The organism is Hwangdonia sp., assembly GCF_048381975.1.
Classification (GTDB): Bacteria; Bacteroidota; Bacteroidia; order Flavobacteriales; family Flavobacteriaceae; genus Hwangdonia; species Hwangdonia seohaensis.
In genome coordinates, this window is the sequence record NZ_JBLWYT010000006.1 from 218,207 (window position 1) to 236,982 (window position 18,776).

16 protein-coding genes are annotated in these 18,776 nt (G+C 36.3%); 7 read left to right on the forward strand and 9 right to left on the reverse strand.

The window, feature by feature from the left end:
* Positions 1 to 7 precede the first annotated feature (7 nt).
* The 5 genes from ACN5J7_RS12340 to ACN5J7_RS12360 all read left to right on the forward strand — a co-directional run bounded on the left by ACN5J7_RS12340 (position 8) and on the right by ACN5J7_RS12360 (position 4,357).
* The gene (locus tag ACN5J7_RS12340) at positions 8 to 1,237 is read left to right on the forward strand and encodes an Nramp family divalent metal transporter (RefSeq protein WP_311937901.1); all 1,230 of its coding nucleotides are present in this window, start codon (positions 8 to 10) and stop codon (positions 1,235 to 1,237) included.
* Positions 1,237 to 1,977 (forward strand): 5-oxoprolinase subunit PxpA, encoded by a 741-nt coding sequence (gene pxpA, locus ACN5J7_RS12345; protein ID WP_311937903.1) that lies wholly within the window; start codon positions 1,237 to 1,239, stop codon positions 1,975 to 1,977. Before ACN5J7_RS12340 ends, pxpA begins: the two co-directional genes overlap by 1 nt.
* A 5-nt stretch (positions 1,978 to 1,982) precedes the next feature.
* A complete protein-coding gene (gene pxpB / locus ACN5J7_RS12350) occupies positions 1,983 to 2,687 on the forward strand; it encodes a 5-oxoprolinase subunit PxpB (protein WP_418604125.1) in 705 nt (234 codons plus the stop codon).
* Complete coding sequence (locus tag ACN5J7_RS12355; protein ID WP_311937907.1) at positions 2,671 to 3,555, forward strand: biotin-dependent carboxyltransferase family protein; 885 nt, start codon at positions 2,671 to 2,673, stop codon at positions 3,553 to 3,555. Before pxpB ends, ACN5J7_RS12355 begins: the two co-directional genes overlap by 17 nt.
* A 64-nt stretch (positions 3,556 to 3,619) precedes the next feature.
* The gene (locus ACN5J7_RS12360) at positions 3,620 to 4,357 is read left to right on the forward strand and encodes a DUF6503 family protein (RefSeq protein ID WP_311937908.1); all 738 of its coding nucleotides are present in this window, start codon (positions 3,620 to 3,622) and stop codon (positions 4,355 to 4,357) included.
* On the opposite strand, the gene ACN5J7_RS12365 is transcribed toward ACN5J7_RS12360, so the two are convergent.
* From ACN5J7_RS12365 to clpB, 5 genes are all read right to left on the reverse strand, one after another.
* Positions 4,344 to 4,856, reverse strand: a complete 513-nt coding sequence (locus ACN5J7_RS12365; RefSeq protein WP_418604126.1) for a histidine phosphatase family protein — start codon at positions 4,854 to 4,856, stop codon at positions 4,344 to 4,346. The genes ACN5J7_RS12360 and ACN5J7_RS12365 overlap by 14 nt on opposite strands.
* Before the next feature lie 72 nt (positions 4,857 to 4,928).
* Entirely contained in the window at positions 4,929 to 5,627 is a 699-nt protein-coding gene (gene deoD, locus ACN5J7_RS12370; protein WP_311937912.1) for a purine-nucleoside phosphorylase, read from the reverse strand.
* A gap of 42 nt (positions 5,628 to 5,669) precedes the next feature.
* Positions 5,670 to 6,338, reverse strand: coding sequence for a deoxyribose-phosphate aldolase (gene deoC / locus ACN5J7_RS12375; protein WP_418604127.1), 669 nt, complete (start codon positions 6,336 to 6,338; stop codon positions 5,670 to 5,672).
* 221 nt (positions 6,339 to 6,559) lie between these two features.
* A complete protein-coding gene (gene deoC / locus ACN5J7_RS12380; protein ID WP_418604128.1) occupies positions 6,560 to 7,297 on the reverse strand; it encodes a deoxyribose-phosphate aldolase in 738 nt (245 codons plus the stop codon).
* A 414-nt stretch (positions 7,298 to 7,711) separates the two neighbouring features.
* Positions 7,712 to 10,318, reverse strand: coding sequence for an ATP-dependent chaperone ClpB (gene clpB, locus ACN5J7_RS12385; RefSeq protein ID WP_418604129.1), 2,607 nt, complete (start codon positions 10,316 to 10,318; stop codon positions 7,712 to 7,714).
* A gap of 291 nt (positions 10,319 to 10,609) precedes the next feature.
* On the opposite strand from clpB, the gene ytxJ reads away from it, so the two are divergent.
* Positions 10,610 to 10,999 carry a bacillithiol system redox-active protein YtxJ gene (ytxJ, locus tag ACN5J7_RS12390; RefSeq protein ID WP_418604130.1) on the forward strand — a complete coding sequence of 130 codons (390 nt, stop codon included), beginning with the start codon at positions 10,610 to 10,612 and terminating at the stop codon, positions 10,997 to 10,999.
* Positions 11,000 to 11,038: 39 nt separating this feature from the next.
* Here the strand turns inward: ytxJ and ACN5J7_RS12395 are convergent, their stop codons facing one another.
* Positions 11,039 to 12,217 (reverse strand): hypothetical protein, encoded by a 1,179-nt coding sequence (locus ACN5J7_RS12395; RefSeq protein ID WP_311937921.1) that lies wholly within the window; start codon positions 12,215 to 12,217, stop codon positions 11,039 to 11,041.
* A 124-nt stretch (positions 12,218 to 12,341) separates the two neighbouring features.
* Positions 12,342 to 13,625 (reverse strand): fumarylacetoacetase, encoded by a 1,284-nt coding sequence (gene fahA, locus ACN5J7_RS12400; protein WP_418604131.1) that lies wholly within the window; start codon positions 13,623 to 13,625, stop codon positions 12,342 to 12,344.
* 199 nt (positions 13,626 to 13,824) lie between these two features.
* Here fahA and glyA point away from each other — a divergent pair, with 199 nt between their 5' ends.
* Positions 13,825 to 15,096 carry a serine hydroxymethyltransferase gene (glyA, locus tag ACN5J7_RS12405; RefSeq protein ID WP_418604132.1) on the forward strand — a complete coding sequence of 424 codons (1,272 nt, stop codon included), beginning with the start codon at positions 13,825 to 13,827 and terminating at the stop codon, positions 15,094 to 15,096.
* 493 nt (positions 15,097 to 15,589) lie between these two features.
* Here glyA and ACN5J7_RS12410 read toward each other — a convergent pair whose 3' ends face one another.
* On the reverse strand, positions 15,590 to 17,050 hold the full coding sequence (locus ACN5J7_RS12410; RefSeq protein WP_418604133.1) for a toll/interleukin-1 receptor domain-containing protein: 1,461 nt from the start codon (positions 17,048 to 17,050) through the stop codon (positions 15,590 to 15,592).
* 145 nt (positions 17,051 to 17,195) lie between these two features.
* The gene (locus ACN5J7_RS12415; protein ID WP_418604134.1) at positions 17,196 to 18,764 is read right to left on the reverse strand and encodes a hypothetical protein; all 1,569 of its coding nucleotides are present in this window, start codon (positions 18,762 to 18,764) and stop codon (positions 17,196 to 17,198) included.
* Positions 18,765 to 18,776: the final 12 nt, after the last annotated feature.

The following is an 18,776-nucleotide window of genomic DNA, read 5'->3' on the forward strand; positions in this document are numbered from 1 at the left end:
AACTTATATGCAAAACTGGTTTAAAAACATTGGTCCCGGGCCATTAGTCGCCGCTGCGTTTATTGGACCGGGCACCGTAACCGTTTGCACACTTGCTGGCGTGGGCTTTGGGTATGCCTTACTTTGGGCGATGTTGCTCTCCATTATAGCAACCATTGTTTTACAGGAAATGGCTGCAAGACTGGGGATTATTTCACAAAATGGATTGGCGCAAGCCATTAGAAGTGAAATTAAAAACCCCATATTAAAAACGCTAGCTATTATTTTAATACTGTCTGCCATTGTTATTGGTAATGCCGCTTACGAAGCTGGAAATATAAGCGGTGGCGTTTTAGGTTTAGAAACTATTGTTGGAAATTCAAATGTTGACATGGCAGGAATTTCAATTAATTTTCTGAGTATTGCGATAGGCATTATTGCTTTCGTTTTGCTTTATTTAGGGAATTATAAAATCCTTCAAAACGCATTGGTTTTTCTTGTGATTTTAATGAGTTTAGCCTTTCTGATTACGGCTATGATTACCAAACCCAATATTTCTGAAATTTTAAACGGCGTATTTATCCCCAAGTTTCCAAAAGATAGCATGTTAACAGTCATTGCTTTAATTGGAACAACCGTTGTGCCTTACAATTTATTTTTACATGCGTCTTTAGTGAAACAAAAATGGCATAACGAATCAGATTTAAAATTCGCAAGAAAGGATACTTTGGTCGCAGTTGTTTTAGGCGGGTTGGTTTCTATGTGTATCATTATTTCGGCCGCATCCATTCAAATCCAAGACATAAATAATGCGGCAGATTTAGCCAAAGGATTAGAGCCGTTATTCGGGAGTTTTGCAAAATATTTTTTAGCTATAGGTTTGTTTGCTGCTGGCATTACCAGTGCCATTACAGCGCCATTGGCAGCGGCTTATGTGGCAACGGGCTGTCTGGGTTGGAGCACCAATATGCAATCTAAAAAGTTTCGAGCAGTTTGGATAATTGTTTTGCTTGTTGGTGTAATATCCGCTTCATCAGGAATAAAATCAATAGAAATTATAAAATTCGCCCAAGTTACCAATGGCATCCTATTGCCCATTATTGCTGGTTTTTTAATTTGGGTTATGAATAAAAAATCTATTTTGGGAACACATGTAAATAATGTAAAACAAAATATTTTCGGGATTATTATTCTAGGAATTAGTATCTTACTATCGTTAGCTACGCTTAACAAAGTGTTTCAATTAAACCTCTTTTAATGCAAAATTACAAGATTGATATCAATGTAGATTTGGGTGAAGGCATTGGTAACGAATCACAATTAATGCCTTACATATCAAGTTGTAATATTGCCTGCGGAGGTCATGCAGGTGATGTTGAAACTATGCGAAGCGTTGTACGGTTGGCAAAAAAACACGGTGTAAAAATAGGAGCGCACCCCTCGTTTCCAGATAAAGAAAACTTTGGAAGAGTGGCCATGAAAATGCCTTCAGTGGTGTTGTACAAATCGATAAAAAAACAGATTCGCGATTTATTGAATGTTTTAAAAGAAGAGCACGCCAGATTGCATCATATTAAACCACACGGTGCCCTTTACAATATAGCAATGGTTGACGAAAAGACTGCAAAAATTATCATTGAAGCGATAAAGAGCATAGCCATTCCCGTAAAATTATACGTGCCCTATAAATCGGTAATTGCCGATGTGGCGATTAAAAATAACATCGCTATTATCTATGAAGCTTTCGCCGATAGAAATTACAACGACGATTTAACCTTGGTTTCCAGAGATAAAAGCAATGCACTGATTTGTGACGATGTAACCCTGTTTAACCATGTGTATCGCATGATTTCCACTGGAAAGGTTAGAGCTGTTAACGACTCGGAAATTGCCATAAAAGCGGATACATTTTGTGTTCATGGCGATAATACCGAGGCTGTAAACCTGGTTAAAACCCTAAGGAAAAACTTGGAAGCAAAAGGGGTGAAAATCATGTAATTTTTATGGCCTTTAACCTTGTATACAAACGCTATGGAGAACGTTCAATTTTGATTGAATGGCCATCTGTAATCGATAAAAAAACACTGTTTGATGTATTGGCTTTTAAAGATAAAATTTTAGAAAACAATATTAAATCTGTCGTTAATATAACTCACGCATATAATTCATTATTAATTACTTATGAAAAAAATATTATAGATTTTGAATCTCAATGCTCTACCTTAAAAAAAATCTATAATCAGAATGCAACTTATGAGCAACCCAAATTTAAGCAATGGAAAATTCCGGTGTGTTATGATGCTGTTTTTGGTATTGATTTAGAGCAGATGTCTAAGGCTAAAAACTGTTCAAAAAAAGACATTATTAAGCGGCATTCGCAAGCTGTTTACACCGTTTATTTTATCGGTTTTTTACCCGGATTTTTGTATTTGGGAGGTTTGGATGAAACGCTTTATTTTCCTCGAAAAGATACCCCGAGATTAAAAATCGAAAAAGGGGCTGTGGCCATTGGCGGTCATCAAACTGGGGTTTATCCGAATGAAAGCCCTGGCGGTTGGAATATTATCGGGAATACACCCATTCCTTTTTTCGACGTAAAAAAAGAGAATCCGTGTTTTGCATCATCCGGAGACCGTATAGAGTTTTATCCAATTTCATTAAATAAACACCACGAAATTAAAACACGTGTTGATGCGGGCGATTATTAATTGGAAAGCGAGGTCATCTATGGTTAAAGTCATTAAAACAGGGTTTTATTCAAGTATTCAGGATTTAGGTCGTTTCGGTTTTCAGCATTACGGCGTGCCATATTCCGGAGCTATGGATCGTTATTCGGCAACCATGGCTAATGCTGTATTGGGCAACGATGAAAATGCAGCGGTAATTGAAATGACGATGACGGGCGCCACACTTCAATTTTATGGCAATGCAAACATTTGCATTTCTGGAGCAGATATGTCGCCAAAAATCAATTCAAACCAAGTCCAACTTTATAAAAATATAGCTGTGAAAACCGGAGACGTTTTGTCTTTTGGAAAACTGAATTATGGATTTAGATGTTATTTGGCGATTTCGGGTGGTTTTAAAACCGAAAAAGTCATGCGCAGCAGAAGTATGTACAAAGGCATTACCAATTCGTTTAATCTGCGTATAAATGACGAGTTGCCGTTTTCGGATTTTATCGAAATTAATTCAAAGCATGCTCGAATTAAAATAAATGCCAATCATTTTAATGCAAATGAAATCGAAGTATATAAAGGGCCGGAATTCGATTTGCTTTCCAAAGAACAACAAGAAAAACTGTTTTCAAAACCATTTAAAATTTCAAAAGAAAATAACCGAATGGCTTACCAATTGGAGGACACTTTGGATAATAGCTTGCAGCCCATAATCACCTCGTTGGTGCTTCCGGGAACGGTGCAACTAACGCCTTCTGGAAAACTTATTGTTTTAATGCGCGATTGCCAAACTACGGGCGGTTATCCCAGAATTTTACAGTTAAAAGAATCATCGATTAGTGTTTTGGCGCAAAAGTTTACGGGGCAAAACATCAGCTTTAAACTTCTGGAATATTAAGAAAATTTTATAACGGTAATTGGTAAGTTGTGCGTAGTTTTACGACAGAGATTAAAAGCAAAAAATGAAAAAACACTTTCTACTTATTACGGTTGCCATGTTCTTTTTAAGTTGTGAAAAGGAAAAGGAATTCAGCGCACAAGAAATCATTGATAAAACCATTGAGGTTACCGGAGGCGATAAAATTAAAAACGCCACCATCGCATTCGATTTTAGGGATAAACACTATAAAGCAACGCGAAATAATGGGTTGTTTAAATTGGAAAGAACGTTTAAAGATTCTATAAACACGATCAGGGATGTCCTGTCAAACGAGGGTTTTCAGCGATACATCAATAATGAAATCGTGAAGGTTTCAGATACTATGGTTCCAAAATACGCGGCTTCGGTGAATTCGGTTCACTATTTTTCGGTTTTGCCTTATGGGTTAAATGATGCGGCCGTTAACAAAAAATATATTGAAAAAGTTAATGTGAAAGGCAAGCCGTACCATAAAATAGAAATCACTTTTAATCAAGAAGGTGGAGGAGAAGATTTTGAAGATGTTTTTGTGTATTGGGTAAACGCTGAAAACTTTAAAACCGATTATTTGGCCTATTCGTATCGCGAAAACCATGGAATAGGATTGCGGTTTAGAGAGGCTTATAACGAGCGTTTTGTAAATACAATTAGGTTTGTGGATTATAAAAATTATAAATCTAATGACACAACGGTTTCGGTTTCAGATTTAGATGATTTATTCGAAAATAACAAGTTGGAATTATTATCTAAAATAGATTTAGAAAATATTAGTGTAAATTAACGGTTAGCACTTGATCTGCAATTTTCCCATCAATTATGGTAACCATGTATAAGTTACCGTTGTTGCTGTCATCAATGTCTTCGTGTTTTTTGAAACCTAAAATTTCGTTTACAAACATGGGGGTTGAATTGCTATGCCCAACAACGAGAACGGTTTTTCCTTTAGTATCGTTTAAAAAGATTGTCTTGTCGAGTTTATAAGGATTGTAAAACGTTAATTTCAGTCCGTTTTTTGTAGCGGTTGGCAGTGCCGTTTCTTTGGTTCTGTTGTAATCGGTAGAATAGACGGCATCAAATTTTATATTTGAAAATACATCACTCCAATTTAGCGCACGTTTTTTGCCGACTTCGGTTAAATGCGGATCTTTGTTTGATTGGTCACTACGGTCTTTTTCAGCATGTCGTATAAAGTAATAGGTAGACGTTTCTGCGGCTGTTTTTTCTTGTGAAAACGTTAACGATGACAGTAATGCGAATGTGAAAAGAAAGAAATATTTCATCGGTTAAATTTTGAATATTCTCAAATATAAAAGTTTTAAACGACTTGTTCTCGGTTATGGTTAAAGTTGATGTTAAGCCAGCTGCATTGCAATTTCAACCATTTCGGTAAACGTGGTTTCGCGCTCTTTACTTGATGTGCGTTCTCCGGTGACCAAAGAATCTGATATGGTTAAAATAGACAGCGCATTTACATTGTGTTTCGCGGCTATGGTGTATAAGCCGGCGCTTTCCATTTCTACACAAAGCACCCCGAATTTAGACCACTTTTTGTACGATTCAAAATCATCGGCGTAAAATTCATCCGAGGTAAAAACATTACCAGCTTTTATAAAAATTTGCTTTTCTTTAGCGGCTTCAACCGCTTTTTGAAACAATTCAAAATTGGCTGTGGGTGCGTAGTCTGCACCACCAAAACGCAATTCGTTAACCCCGGAATTTGACGATGCCGCCATGGCCAAAACAATATCCCGTATTTTAACATGCTTTTGATAGGAACCTGCGCTACCAACCCTAATAAGGTTTTTAACGCCATATTCAGTAATAAGTTCGTGTGCATAAATGGATATTGAGGGTACGCCCATACCCGTACCCATTACCGAAATGCGTTTGCCGTTATAAGTCCCCGTATAACCAAACATGTTTCTTACTTTATTAAAGCAAACTGGGTTTTCAAAAAAAGTTTCTGCAATCCATTTGGCGCGTAACGGATCGCCCGGGAGTAAAATTGTTTCAGCTATATCGCCTTTTTTGGCTTCAATATGTACACTCATTTATTTTAATTGAAAGTTGAAAATTTAATATTTAAACGTGATTTAATAATTGGTCTCTATCGTAGATTTTCCTGTAACTATGGCAATTCCAGAGGATGTGCCCAAGCGTTCTACGCCAAGACGTATGTATTCCAATGCTGTTTTGGTATCTTTTATTCCGCCAGAGGCTTTTATTTTTACCTGTTTATTTGCAACTTTTTGCATCAGTTTTACATCTTTTATGGTGGCGCCACCAGTTCCAAATCCGGTGGATGTTTTTATAAAATCAGCGCCGCTTTGTATGGCGAGTTCACTGGCTTTTATAATTTCCAGTTCTTCCAAATAACAGGTTTCTAAAATCACTTTTAAAACCTTTTGGGGCATTATTTTTTTTACGGCTTCAATATCTTTCCAAACCGCATCAAAATCTTTGCTTTTAAGAAATCCTGAATTAATAACCATATCAATTTCATCGGCACCGCTTTTTAATGCAGATTTGGCTTCGTCAACTTTTGCTTGCGTAGACATGCTTCCTAAAGGAAAGCCAATCACGCTGCAAACCTTTACATTGCTATTTTTTAACTGTGCTTTAGCTAAAGGCACATAGCAACTATTAACGCACACCGAGAAAAACTGATGCTCCATAGCTTCGTTACAAAGTTTTATAATATCATTTTTAGTTGCCGTAGGTTTTAAAAGCGTGTGGTCTATGTAAGTGTTTAAAAGTTTCATGGTGTTGATAAAAGTAAGATTATTTTTTAAATAAAAAATAGATTCATAGCAAACAATTTAAGGCAGCAAGTTGCTTAAAAAATGATGTCTAAACTATGATTTAAGTCAGTTTTAGCAATATTAGTCGCACACTAATTGGGTCTTAAAAATAACTTGATGCAAAAAAAGCTAAACAAAACGTTTTGGTTTTGTTTAGCTTTTTTAATTGATTTGAATTAGTCTTAAATTTTCTCAACGACACTTTCAGCTGCTAAAGCGTCTTCCGTTTTAAATGTTTTAATGTACTGTTTAAATATTTTAGAATTTCTTTTGGCGCGCTTGTTGTCAAAGAGTTCTAAACCGTAATTAATACCAACGATGTTTGCACCGGATTCCAGATATTTTACTGCGGTTTCGTGATCTTCAATCCCATCAAAAGCGATAATTTTAATCTGGTTTCTAACTGTTTTTTTAATGATTTTTACAGTAGTAAGTGTGGCTCCATTTTTTGAAAAACCACTTGATGTTTTTATGAAATCTATTTTGGCATCCAAACAGATTTCACAAATTCTTATGACTTCATTTTTATTTAATTCCGAAATCTCTATAATCACTTTTAATGGCGTGTCTCCAATGGCTAACTTTACATCGGTAATGTCTTTTAAAACCGAAACATAATTTTTACTTTTAAGCAAGCCTTGGTTAATTACCATTTCAATTTCATCGGCGCCATCGTGTAGGGCTTGTTTTGCTTCGTAAACTTTTGATGCTGTTGCCATAGCTCCTAATGGGAAACCAATGGGCGTACTTACTTTAATATCCGTTTTACTTAGTAATTCTTTAGCTAAACTTATATAATAACTGTTTATATTAACAGCGCGGAAGTTGTTTTTTTGTGCGGCTAAACATAATTCTATAACATCTCTTTCAGTGGCTGACGGATGTAGTAACGAGTATTCTATATAATTGTCAATTTGCATTGAATAAGTAGGTTTTAATTGTTTTTCTTTGTGTTGACAAACAGCATTTCGTATCGTATTTTATATAATCTTTTAACTAATAACCGTGTAAAAGTAGGATTTTAAAACGCATTTTTTGGAATTTTAACAAGTTTTTAATTAACAATACATTGTTAGTAAGTTAAACGGTAATTTTCGTTTTATATTTTTTAAGTTGATTTATTGGTGTTTCAAATAAATTTGATTACTGTCTAATGCGAACAATATGAGGGGATTGCTATATAAATAAAAAAAGTGTTTGTGAATTTTCCAATTGCTATTTATTAAAAGGAAAAGCAACAATCCTCTTGTAAAAGATTCATGTTGCTTTTCAACTAACCAACCAATTATATAGACTGTTTAAAAACCATTTTGTTACAAACGATTGTTTTTAGTCTATAATTCTTCAGTAATTAAACTGCTTTGATTTCTAAAAACCAATTCATCATCAAAGGCATCGAGTAGAATAATACTATCAGTTGTTACTTTTCCTGCTAATATTTCTTTACTCAAAGCGTTTAAAACTTCTTTTTGAATCACACGTTTTACGGGTCTTGCACCATATTCCGGATTGTAACCTTTGTTTGCTAAATACGCAATAGCTTCTGGCGTTGCATCAAAAGTAATGCCTTGTTGTGCTATAGTTTTAGTCACGTTTTTTAGCTGCATACCTACAATGGCTACAATGTTTTCTTTACTTAACGGCGTAAACATAATGGTGTCGTCAATTCTGTTTAAAAACTCCGGACGTACACTTTGTTTCAATAAACCTAAAACATCAATTTTGGCTGCTTCAACGGCAGAATCTAAGTCTTTTGTAGCTTCAAAACGCTCTTGAATTAAATGACTTCCAATATTTGAGGTCATAATAATAATCGTGTTTTTAAAGTCCGCTACACGACCTTTATTATCCGTTAAATGCCCTTCATCAAGCACTTGCAATAAGATGTTAAAGGTGTCTGGATGTGCTTTTTCAATTTCATCCAACAAAACAACCGAATAGGGTTTTCTACGAACAGCCTCGGTTAATTGACCGCCTTCATCATAACCCACATATCCCGGAGGCGCTCCAACCAATCTGCTTACCGCATGTCGTTCTTGGTATTCGCTCATGTCAATTCTGGTCATGGCGCTTTCATCATCAAACAAATATTCGGCTAAAGCCTTTGCGAGCTCTGTTTTACCAACGCCGGTGGTTCCTAAAAACAAGAATGTTCCAATTGGTTTTTTCGGGTTTTGTAAGCCAGCACGACTTCTACGAACCGCATCACTTACGGCAACAATGGCCTCTTCTTGCCCAACCACACGTTTGTGTAGCTCATCTTCTAATTTTAAAAGTTTTTCACGTTCGCTTTGTAGCATTTTGGTAACCGGAATTCCGGTCCATTTGGCAACTACTTCGGCAATATCATCATAGGTTACTTCTTCCTTAATTAAAGAGGTTTCAGACTGCGCCTCCAGCTGCTTTTGAAATACTTCGAGTTGCTCTTGGGCTTCCTTAATTTTTCCATAACGCAATTCGGCTACTTTGCCGTAATCGCCATCACGTTCTGCACGTTCCGCTTCCAGTTTGAAGTTTTCAATATCCTGTTTTGTGTTTTGGATATTATCAACCACTTCCTTTTCGCTTTTCCATTTCGCATTGATTTCGTTGCGCTCTTCTTTTAAGTTAGCCAAATCCGATCGGAGCGATTTTAATTTTGCCTCGTCTTTTTCACGCTTAATGGCCTCAATTTCAATTTCCAACTGCATGATTTTTCTATCTAAAACATCCAGTTCTTCGGGTTTTGAGTTGATTTCCATACGTAATTTTGAAGCTGATTCATCCATTAAATCGATGGCTTTATCTGGTAAAAAACGATTGGTAATGTAGCGTTGCGACAATTCAACGGCGCCAATAATAGCCTCGTCTTTAATACGTACTTTATGGTGCGTTTCGTACTTTTCCTTAATGCCTCTTAAAATTGAAATGGCACTTTCGGTATCGGGCTCATCCACCATAACTTTTTGAAAACGACGCTCTAAAGCTTTGTCTTTTTCAAAGTATTTTTGATACTCATCTAAGGTGGTTGCACCAATAGCTCGCAGTTCCCCACGGGCCAAAGCGGGCTTTAAAATATTGGCGGCATCCATAGCGCCTTGTCCGCCACCGGCGCCAACAAGCGTGTGGATTTCATCGATAAACAATACAATATCGCCATCGCTGGTTGTAACTTCCTTAATTACGGCTTTTAAGCGTTCTTCAAACTCACCTTTATATTTTGCGCCAGCAATTAAGGCACCCATATCGAGAGCGAAAATTTGTTTGTCCTTTAAATTTTCCGGAATATCGCCATCAATAATTCTGTGTGCTAAACCTTCGGCAATAGCGGTTTTCCCCGTTCCGGGTTCACCCACTAAAATGGGGTTGTTTTTGGTACGGCGTGATAAAATTTGAAGAATACGGCGTATTTCTTCGTCGCGACCAATTACCGGATCCAACTTACCGTCTTTGGCCAATTGGTTTAAATTTTTTGCATATTTATTAAGGGCGTTATATGTTTCTTCTTGACTTTGCGAGGTAACATTTTCACCTTTGCGCAATTCTTGAATACTGGCACTTAGCGTCTTTTCTGTTACACCTTGATCTTTTAGCATTTGCGCTATTTTGCTGTTCGATTTAAAAACCGCCAAAATTAAATGCTCGATGGAAACAAAATCATCCTTCATTTTTTTAGCAATAATAGACGCTTCGTTTAGCGATTTCCCAGCTTCGCGCGATAACATTAATTCGCTACCCGTAACTTTGGGGAAGCTTTCCAATTGCTTGTCTAAAGCTTGTAGCAGGATATTAATGTTAACATTCAGTTTTTTTAAAATGAATGGCAATACGTTTTCATCAACTTCAAAAATGCCTTTGAAAATGTGCTCGTTTTCTATTTGTTGATGCCCGAAACCCTGAGCAATTTGCTGTGCTTGCTGAATGGCTTCTTGGGATTTTATAGTATAATTATTTAAGTTCATATAAAATTTAATTTTTCATTCCTTTAAAGAGGACATGTTATTATTGTTTTCTTTCTAAAAAAGTAAAAATCTACTATTTTATTTTTACAATAGCACTAAGTCAATAACCTTACCAATGCTATTTGAGCGACAAAATGTCTTGATAGACCTTTGTTCTAATGACTTTTAGTCAGTTTGTAAGATTTAAAATAAGTTTCGACTTAGGAGAGTAATGGATGTGTTTCTGCTTTAAAAGGAACAGTAAAAATGAGATTCCCTCCATTGAGGGTATGAAAATATAATATAGAAATTATGGGATTATTGAATAAATTATTTCGTGGCGATAACGAAGCAAAAGAAGACAAGGTTTTGCCTTGGATTCCTTTAAATGAATTGACTCAGTTAGACAGTATTAAAAATCAATCGGATACCAAAACCCAGGTTATTTTTAAACACTCTACACGCTGCGGTATCAGCAGAATGGTAATGAAGCAATTTGTTGATGCATATAATTTTACTGAAAAAGATTTGGATTTGTATTATTTGGATTTGCTGAATTACCGTGAGGTTTCTAACGAAGTTGGATATAAATTTCAGGTGCTGCACGAATCCCCGCAGCTTTTGGTAATTAAAAATGGTGCGGTGGTGTCGCATGCCTCCCATGGCGCGATTAACGCTTTGGATTTGAATCGATTTATTTAAACAAAAACACCTCCCAAAAGTTGAGAGGTTTTAAATTGATTATCTAATCGTATAAGAATTTATAATATCCTTGAGTTTGTATTTTAAATCTTCGCCAGTGTCGTAAACCATTTGCTCGTTACTTGGGAATGGCACACGCCTGTTGTCCAACAATAATCTATCCTCTTTGTTTAACGCACGTTTATCGCCTCTTGAGCGTGCGAAATAATGTTCGAAAACAAATTCGCTATCAATGGTAAAGGTATCTAACGGTTGCTTTGATGCCAAATCTAAATACACTACGTCTGCAATAACTTGAGACGACTTGGTTTGAAGCGTTTCCAATAAACGGCATTTTACCCTAATAATTTTATCAACTTTTATATCGTTGCCCAAGGTGTCTTTTACCACATTTCCAGCGCTGTCTAATTGATATTCCCAACCATCTTTAACGTCCTTTTCCCGTAAAAACTCACGTTCCTTAATACGTTCCGGCGAAATATTAATACGCTTTAAATTGAGATGCATGGCGTAATCGTATGTAACATCGTTAATTTTATTGGCATGATAGACACTCCAAAATTTATTTAATCCGTAAGTATCAAAATTCAACAAATCCTCTTCTAAACGTGTTGGGATTATTTGTTGTGTTTCATTGTTAATGGAAACCAAAATATAGTTGGTGCCTCTTTGGTGGGCTTCATCTAACAGCTCACGCGTGTTTTCGTAATTCGGACTTATTCTGTCTAAATAATCAAGCGTTTGGTAAGCTTCCCTAATCGCAAGTTTGTCATCAGATTCTAAAAGTTTTATGCCTTTTTCATATAAATAATCTGAAAGATTTTTTCGGGACTCAATAATGGCATTGCTATAATTATTAAAGTCAAACGGAATATCTTTGCCGTTTACCTGCAGTGGTAAAATTGGTTTGATAACTTCCTGCCTTGCATTCAAATCCAAATAACGCTCGTAAATCTCCCGATACAATTCTGGGTTATTATCTTTTTTAAGATGATTTATGGTGTTTAAATCCCTGTCTTCAGCCTTGTAATAGGCGTCTTGTAGCATTAAAACTACGTCGCGTTTACGCTTGGAGTCTTTATTTGTTCGTAGGGTTTTAAGCGCTGTATTTATGGCCTGATCGTAATTACCGGTATTTACAGCTTTTTCAACTTCTTTTTTTGCGCTACAGGCAATACATAATGAAAGTGTAAGGATGATGAGTAGAAATCTTTTCATAGGTTATCATTTTAGGTTATTTGGGATACTATTCAATAGTGGTGCCAAAATACTAAAACTATAGATTAAATACTAATAAATCCGTTAAAACGTAAAATTTAGATATATTTCAGTAAGATTAGTCTTATTTTTTAGAATAAACCGGAAGCAATTTAGTTGAAACCTCGCCAAAGCCAATACGTGTACCATCCTTCTCGCAATGCCCGCGCATAATTACGGTGTCGTTGTCATTTATAAACTTGCGCTGTGTACCGTTATTTAGTTTAATGGGTTTTTCGCCACGCCATGACAGTTCTAACATGGAACCGTAAGAATCTGGTGTTGGCCCAGAAATGGTACCACTTCCCATCATATCACCGGAGTTTATGGGGCATCCATTTATGGTATGATGCGCCAGTTGCTGCGACATGTTCCAATACATATATTTAAAATTCGATTTGCTAACCACGGTTTCTTTAGCACCATTTGGCTGGATGGAAACCTCCAGATTAATATCGTAGCTCTTTTTGCCTTTGTATTGCAAGTATTCCAATTGCGGTTTTAACGGTTTTGGACCATTGACCCTAAACGGCTCCAAAGCATCCAATGTAACTATCCAAGGTGAAATGGAAGATGCAAAACTCTTCGCTAAAAACGGACCCAATGGCACGTATTCCCATTTTTGAATATCGCGTGCGCTCCAATCGTTAAATAAAACCAATCCGAAAATATATTCTTCGGCTTCGTTTACAGGAATAGATTCACCTAAATCGTTGGCATCGGTGGTGATAAAAGCCATTTCCAACTCAAAATCCACTAATTTACTCGGACCAAAAACGGGCTCTGTAGCACCGTTCGGAAGGGTTTGCCCCTGTGGCCTGTGTATCGGGATTCCGGATGGAATAATGGACGAACTTCTGCCATGGTATCCCACAGGAATATGCAACCAATTTGGCATCAACGCATTCTCCGGGTCTCTAAACATGGTGCCCACATTTGTAGCGTGCTCGATGCTTGAATAAAAATCGGTGTAATCGCCAATTTGAACCGGTAATTGCATTTCAATTTCATCCAAACGAAACAATACAATTTCCTTATGCTTTACATTGTTTTTTAACGCGGTGTTTTCGGCATCAAAAATTTCGGCAATTCTATTTCTAACAGCGCGCCAAGTTTTTCTGCCATCGGCAATAAAATCATTTAAGGTATCTTGAAGAAAAATATCATCGGTTAGCGCAATGCCATCAAAATAGCCCAATTGATGCAAAGCCCCAAGGTCTATGGCGGTATCGCCAATACGCGTGCCTATCGTAATAATGTCATCGCGCGTTAAAAATACACCGAACGGAATGTTCTGAATGGGGAAATCTGAGTTTTTATCGACGTGTAACCACGAAGCTCTATCTGGATTGTTGGCTGATATTTGCATACCTTATGTATTAGATGTTATTTTAATTCGTATCAAACCTACATAATTTTTTTATTTATTTAATTATAAATGCCTAAAAATAGATTTATTTTAATCGTTAATAAATCGGTTTAAAACTTAGGCGTAAAAATATATATTTTGATGTATTTGAATAATCTATTTGTTATTTTTGCGCAACATTTAACTACAATTAAAATTTATGCAACGCGACGAACAAATTTTTGAACTTATTCAAGCTGAAAAAGAACGCCAATTACAAGGCTTAGAACTTATTGCATCAGAGAATTTTGTAAGCGACCAGGTTATGGAAGCTGCAGGCTCTGTATTAACCAATAAATATGCCGAAGGCTATCCGGGAAAGCGTTATTACGGCGGTTGCGAAGTGGTTGATGAAGTAGAGCAAATAGCTATTGATAGAGCCAAGGCCTTATTTGGTGCAGCTTATGTAAATGTGCAACCACACTCTGGAAGTCAGGCAAATACGGCTGTTTTTGCGGCATGCTTGAAACCAGGTGACAAAATTTTAGGTTTCGATTTGTCCCATGGCGGACACTTAACCCACGGGTCGCCAGTAAATTTTTCGGGTAAATTGTACAATCCGTCGTTTTACGGCGTAGAGCAGGAGACCGGTGTTTTAAATTACGATAAAATTCAAGAAGTTGCCACAAAAGAGCAACCAAAACTAATAATTGCAGGTGCTTCAGCCTATTCGCGCGATATGGATTTTAAGCGTTTTAGAGAGATTGCCGATAGTGTAGGCGCTATTTTAATGGCCGATATTGCGCATCCAGCGGGATTAATAGCCAAAGGTATTTTAAACGATCCGTTGCCGCATTGCCATATTGTAACCACAACAACGCATAAAACCTTGCGTGGCCCAAGAGGCGGTATGATTATGATGGGACAGGATTTTGATAACCCATTCGGTATCACGCTTAAAAACGGAAATCTGCGTAAAATGTCGTCGCTGTTGGATTCTGCGGTATTCCCAGGAAATCAAGGCGGCCCATTAGAGCATATTATTGCGGCTAAAGCCATTGCTTTTGGTGAAGCTTTGACCGACGATTTTTTACACTATCAACTGCAAGTTAAGGCCAATGCCAACGCCATGGCCAACGCCTTGGTTGCAAAAGATTACAATATTATTTCCGGCGGCACCGATAACCACTGTATGTTGATTGATTTGCGCAATAAAGATATTTCCGGTAAAGCAGCCGAACAAGCCTTGGTAAAAGCCGATATTACGGTAAATAAAAACATGGTGCCTTTTGATGATAAATCGCCTTTTGTAACCTCGGGCATCCGAATTGGTACAGCGGCCGTTACCACGCGTGGTTTAAAAGAAGATGACATGCCAGTGATTGTTGATTTGATTGATGAAGTGATTAACAACCACGAAAACGAAGCCGTTTTAGAAACGGTAAAAGAAAAAGTAAATGCCATGATGAAAGGCAAACCTTTGTTTGTGTAGTATCGACATGCTGAACTTGTTTCGGCATCACATCATCAAATGAAAATATAATGAGCACCTGAAACCAGTTTAGGTTGACTAAAGAATCCTGCGTTAAGCGGGATTTTTTATTTGGGCGTTTTAACACGCTTTACACATTGGTATTTATTAAAAATTTTGGAAATCGTGAATATAAATATTTCACTACTCAATCTTTTTAAAACCGTCATTGCGAGGAGCTACCGACGTGGCAATCTGTTAATCTTTACCTTAAAACATAATTATAAGTTAGCCAAGTTTTACTAAGGATTTCAAACATTTAGCCTGCGGTGAGCGCAGTCGAACCGTTCAATCGTTAACGCAGTGTCCGTTATGTTTTATGTTTTTAGATATGATGTTGGTGCTCGTTTGTACCGAGTACTAATAATTAATTCGCTACATCACTTAATACAAACATGCGTTAACGTAGAACAAGGCTAGTGCTTTTCGTAGGATACAGTGTTAGCGGCTACCTTTATTTAAATTTACCTATCTCATCGAAATTAAATGCAAATTTTAAGTATGGAATTTCGTGATTATACCTTTGTAGTTTATCCGCTTTAATTTCAGAGGTTTTGTTCACTTTTTCTTTGAGTTCTTCTATTGTGCTAATATCGAAAATTGTTTTTATTTTTTCGAAATGTCTCATCGATGCCATTTTTTCTAAAACAGGTAATCTATGAACTCTGTAAACTGATGTTTGTGGGAACCATCTGAGCCAACTCCAGCTTTCTTCTTTATTTCTCATAATTCCAACATAGTAAAGCAAAGCATCACTTTCTTTTATCTTCTCGAAACCGTATGGTGAGATATCAGCTCTTTGCTTTATTAAATCAGCTGTTACACTTAATCTTCTAAGTTCTAATCTGTTATTTCTGTATTTATCTAAAGATTCACTGTATTGATTAAAATACATAAATGTAAAAGCCTCTGTTTTTCCTGACCTATCATCATAGAAAACAAAATCATTATTAACTATTTCAGAAAATAAATCGTATTTCTCCTTATTAATTAAAACTGATATTATGTATAAAAAAAGTTCATTATAAAAGAATCTAAATTGGTCAATAGATAGTAAATGTGAGCTTCTCTCTTTTTCAGCTTCTTTTAAAAAAACCATCAGGTTTTCAAGAAAGCTTAAGAATTTTTCATTATCAATGTTAACGGAATATGATATTATTGTCTCAAAAAAGGTCACAAAATCGTTTCTTAGGAATTTTAATGCCTCAATTTTTTTTAAGATTAATTCGTCAATAAAATCCGTTGATTTTAGTTCATCTTCTGTAATTTTAAAATCAGATAATGCAAGAAGGAAAGTCGAGTAATACTCATCGATAAATACCTGATAATTGCTCTTGTCATTAATAAGTGCGTTTTTAATAGCGCTAACTTTATGAGAAGTTCTTAAAAAAGTTACTTCATCTTCTATGATGTATGCCGGTGGTGTACCTATAGCAGGTTTTTTGCTAAGTGGTTTGTCAAAAATATTTCTTAATAACTTTTCATATTCCTCTTCAAAAATATCGTCAGCACTTAGGTCAATATAAATTCTTGATTTTACAAAAGTTGGCATTTCAGCTTCACCATTTTTATTTCTCTCAAATATAACAGGAACGAATTTTTTTTGTTCTGCTTGTTTATATATAGAATCTGAGATAATCAGGCTTTCTGTCCCAACTCCACCAGATTTATTGTTCGCTTTGTTTCGATAATCTTTATTGCAAATAATAAGTACCCTTTTTATTTCCGGGTCATTTACCATTTGTTCCATAAATTGATATTTATCTTGTCCCTCGGATAGATTCCATTCGTCTAAAATTACATTTACACCATCATTAGTCATTCTTTCAGCTAAAGCCAAGGTTTTAACTTTATTGGACATTGGTTTCCAGCTATATGAAATAAATACTTTAGGTATGTCAAATGATGTAGCCATATTTTTTTTTCAGGTTGCCGCTAACTCGGTATATAGTAACATGTATTACTCATATCCCATAAATAGGTCAGGATAAGTAAGTTTTTGTTTTCATTATCCTGTAAATATAATTAATTTTTCTTACAGAAATAAACTATAAAAAACATTAATCATCTTCTGGAAATGTAATATGCTGATAGGCTCCCAAATCTGGAGAAGCGGTTCGGTTTACATTTAAAATATCAGTGGGCACTTGACTTGAAAACGTGGGGTTTCCCATATTTATCGCAGCCGATTCGTCGCCAATAAATAATTGGTTTAATGCGGTATCCTTAAAATTGGGGTCTTCGTTAAAAATAGCGTTTTCGTAGAGACTGGTGTTTTCCAAATTGTAATTTTCTCCCGTAAAATTGTTGTTGTTATCTTCAAAACGGATTAAACAATTGGTAAACTTAAAATTGAAAGCTACCGAAGCTTCTTCAATTTCATCTAATAAAATCTCGGGATTATCATTGCCGTAAATAATACAATTGTTAAAATTGGCTTCGGTTAAATCGGCTAGAATCGCGTTGTTATCTTCATCCGTTACAAAATTATTGAGTAAAACGGAAGGGAATTGCCTAAAGCCGTTACTCCAATAATTGGCAATGGTGCAATGCGTAAAGTTGTATTTTCCACCCAAAGTTCCGGCAAACGAGGATTGCCCCGAATTGTTAATTACCACGTTTTCGGCACTTATTGAGGTGTTGCGCCCCAGCATGCCAAAATTACTGGAATTGTAAATTTGAGAGTTGGTTATTTTTAGTTTTTCGGTAGCTTCATTCGCATTGCCATCGCTTAAAATCCCAACGGTTGCATTTTTAATGGTCGTGTAGTTTATGGTGTTGTTTATACTACCATCCAACAACCAAATGGTGCCCCATTGCCCTGGCGTATCGGAGAAATTGGGTTCTAAGCGGTCGCCTTCAAAAACAACTTCATTTTCCAATACATCGGGGTCGTCGCTAAAAGCGCCATTCACATTAATAGTTGCGCCATTGGACACAATAATACCGGAGTTTGAATGGAAATGCAATCGCGCACCCGCATTAACGGTTAAGGTTTCGCCGTTTGGTACGGCGGCAAACCCGTAGATAACATAAGGTTTTTCGTTGGTAAAAGTGAGTTCGGTGGGCAGTAATTCGCGGCCTTGTAATTCGGTTTCAATTAATTCGCCGCCAATATCCAATGTTAGGGTTTCAATAACCTTTGTGGTGTTATCTCTGTCTGGATAAATAAAAACGGCATCTCGCACCAAGGTGACCAACTCCACTTTTTGAAGATTTGAACCGGCATCAAACTCAATTTGATCGGTGTAAAGATAAGTGCCATTGGGGTTCGAAAAATTATTGATATCGATAGTGGTTTCAACAAAAATAAATAGGCTGTCGTTTGCCAAAACCTGAATGTTATCGAAGCTTTTGCCCGCAATCCCATCAACATTCAGTCTGTAATTAGACGCCGCACCTCGCGCTAAACCCACAGAGGGAATTGAAATATCGTCGTTACTTTTATTATACACTTTTAGGTTATACGTACTTGAGCCAATATTGGTAAAAACGGTATCCAAATAAATGGTGTCCTTAGAAAACTGTAGGCTTCCTGTACTTGGTGAGAACTCAAAATCCTTTCGGCAAGAACTCCAAAGCATTAAAAAACAAATGGTACATATAAAATAAAGGATACGGCGTTTCATAAATGGGATTGA

Bases quoted from the DNA above. Each gene is read 5' to 3' on its own strand.
- ACN5J7_RS12340 (WP_311937901.1), top strand. From the start codon at position 8: ATGCAAAACTGGTTTAAAAACATTGGTCCCGGGCCATTAGTCGCCGCT.
- pxpA (WP_311937903.1), top strand. From the start codon at position 1,237: ATGCAAAATTACAAGATTGATATCAATGTAGATTTGGGTGAAGGCATT.
- pxpB (WP_418604125.1), top strand. From the start codon at position 1,983: ATGGCCTTTAACCTTGTATACAAACGCTATGGAGAACGTTCAATTTTG.
- ACN5J7_RS12355 (WP_311937907.1), top strand. From the start codon at position 2,671: ATGCGGGCGATTATTAATTGGAAAGCGAGGTCATCTATGGTTAAAGTC.
- ACN5J7_RS12360 (WP_311937908.1), top strand. From the start codon at position 3,620: ATGAAAAAACACTTTCTACTTATTACGGTTGCCATGTTCTTTTTAAGT.
- ACN5J7_RS12365 (WP_418604126.1), bottom strand. From the start codon at position 4,856: ATGAAATATTTCTTTCTTTTCACATTCGCATTACTGTCATCGTTAACG.
- deoD (WP_311937912.1), bottom strand. From the start codon at position 5,627: ATGAGTGTACATATTGAAGCCAAAAAAGGCGATATAGCTGAAACAATT.
- deoC (WP_418604127.1), bottom strand. From the start codon at position 6,338: ATGAAACTTTTAAACACTTACATAGACCACACGCTTTTAAAACCTACG.
- deoC (WP_418604128.1), bottom strand. From the start codon at position 7,297: ATGCAAATTGACAATTATATAGAATACTCGTTACTACATCCGTCAGCC.
- clpB (WP_418604129.1), bottom strand. From the start codon at position 10,318: ATGAACTTAAATAATTATACTATAAAATCCCAAGAAGCCATTCAGCAA.
- ytxJ (WP_418604130.1), top strand. From the start codon at position 10,610: ATGGGATTATTGAATAAATTATTTCGTGGCGATAACGAAGCAAAAGAA.
- ACN5J7_RS12395 (WP_311937921.1), bottom strand. From the start codon at position 12,217: ATGAAAAGATTTCTACTCATCATCCTTACACTTTCATTATGTATTGCC.
- fahA (WP_418604131.1), bottom strand. From the start codon at position 13,625: ATGCAAATATCAGCCAACAATCCAGATAGAGCTTCGTGGTTACACGTC.
- glyA (WP_418604132.1), top strand. From the start codon at position 13,825: ATGCAACGCGACGAACAAATTTTTGAACTTATTCAAGCTGAAAAAGAA.
- ACN5J7_RS12410 (WP_418604133.1), bottom strand. From the start codon at position 17,050: ATGGCTACATCATTTGACATACCTAAAGTATTTATTTCATATAGCTGG.
- ACN5J7_RS12415 (WP_418604134.1), bottom strand. From the start codon at position 18,764: ATGAAACGCCGTATCCTTTATTTTATATGTACCATTTGTTTTTTAATG.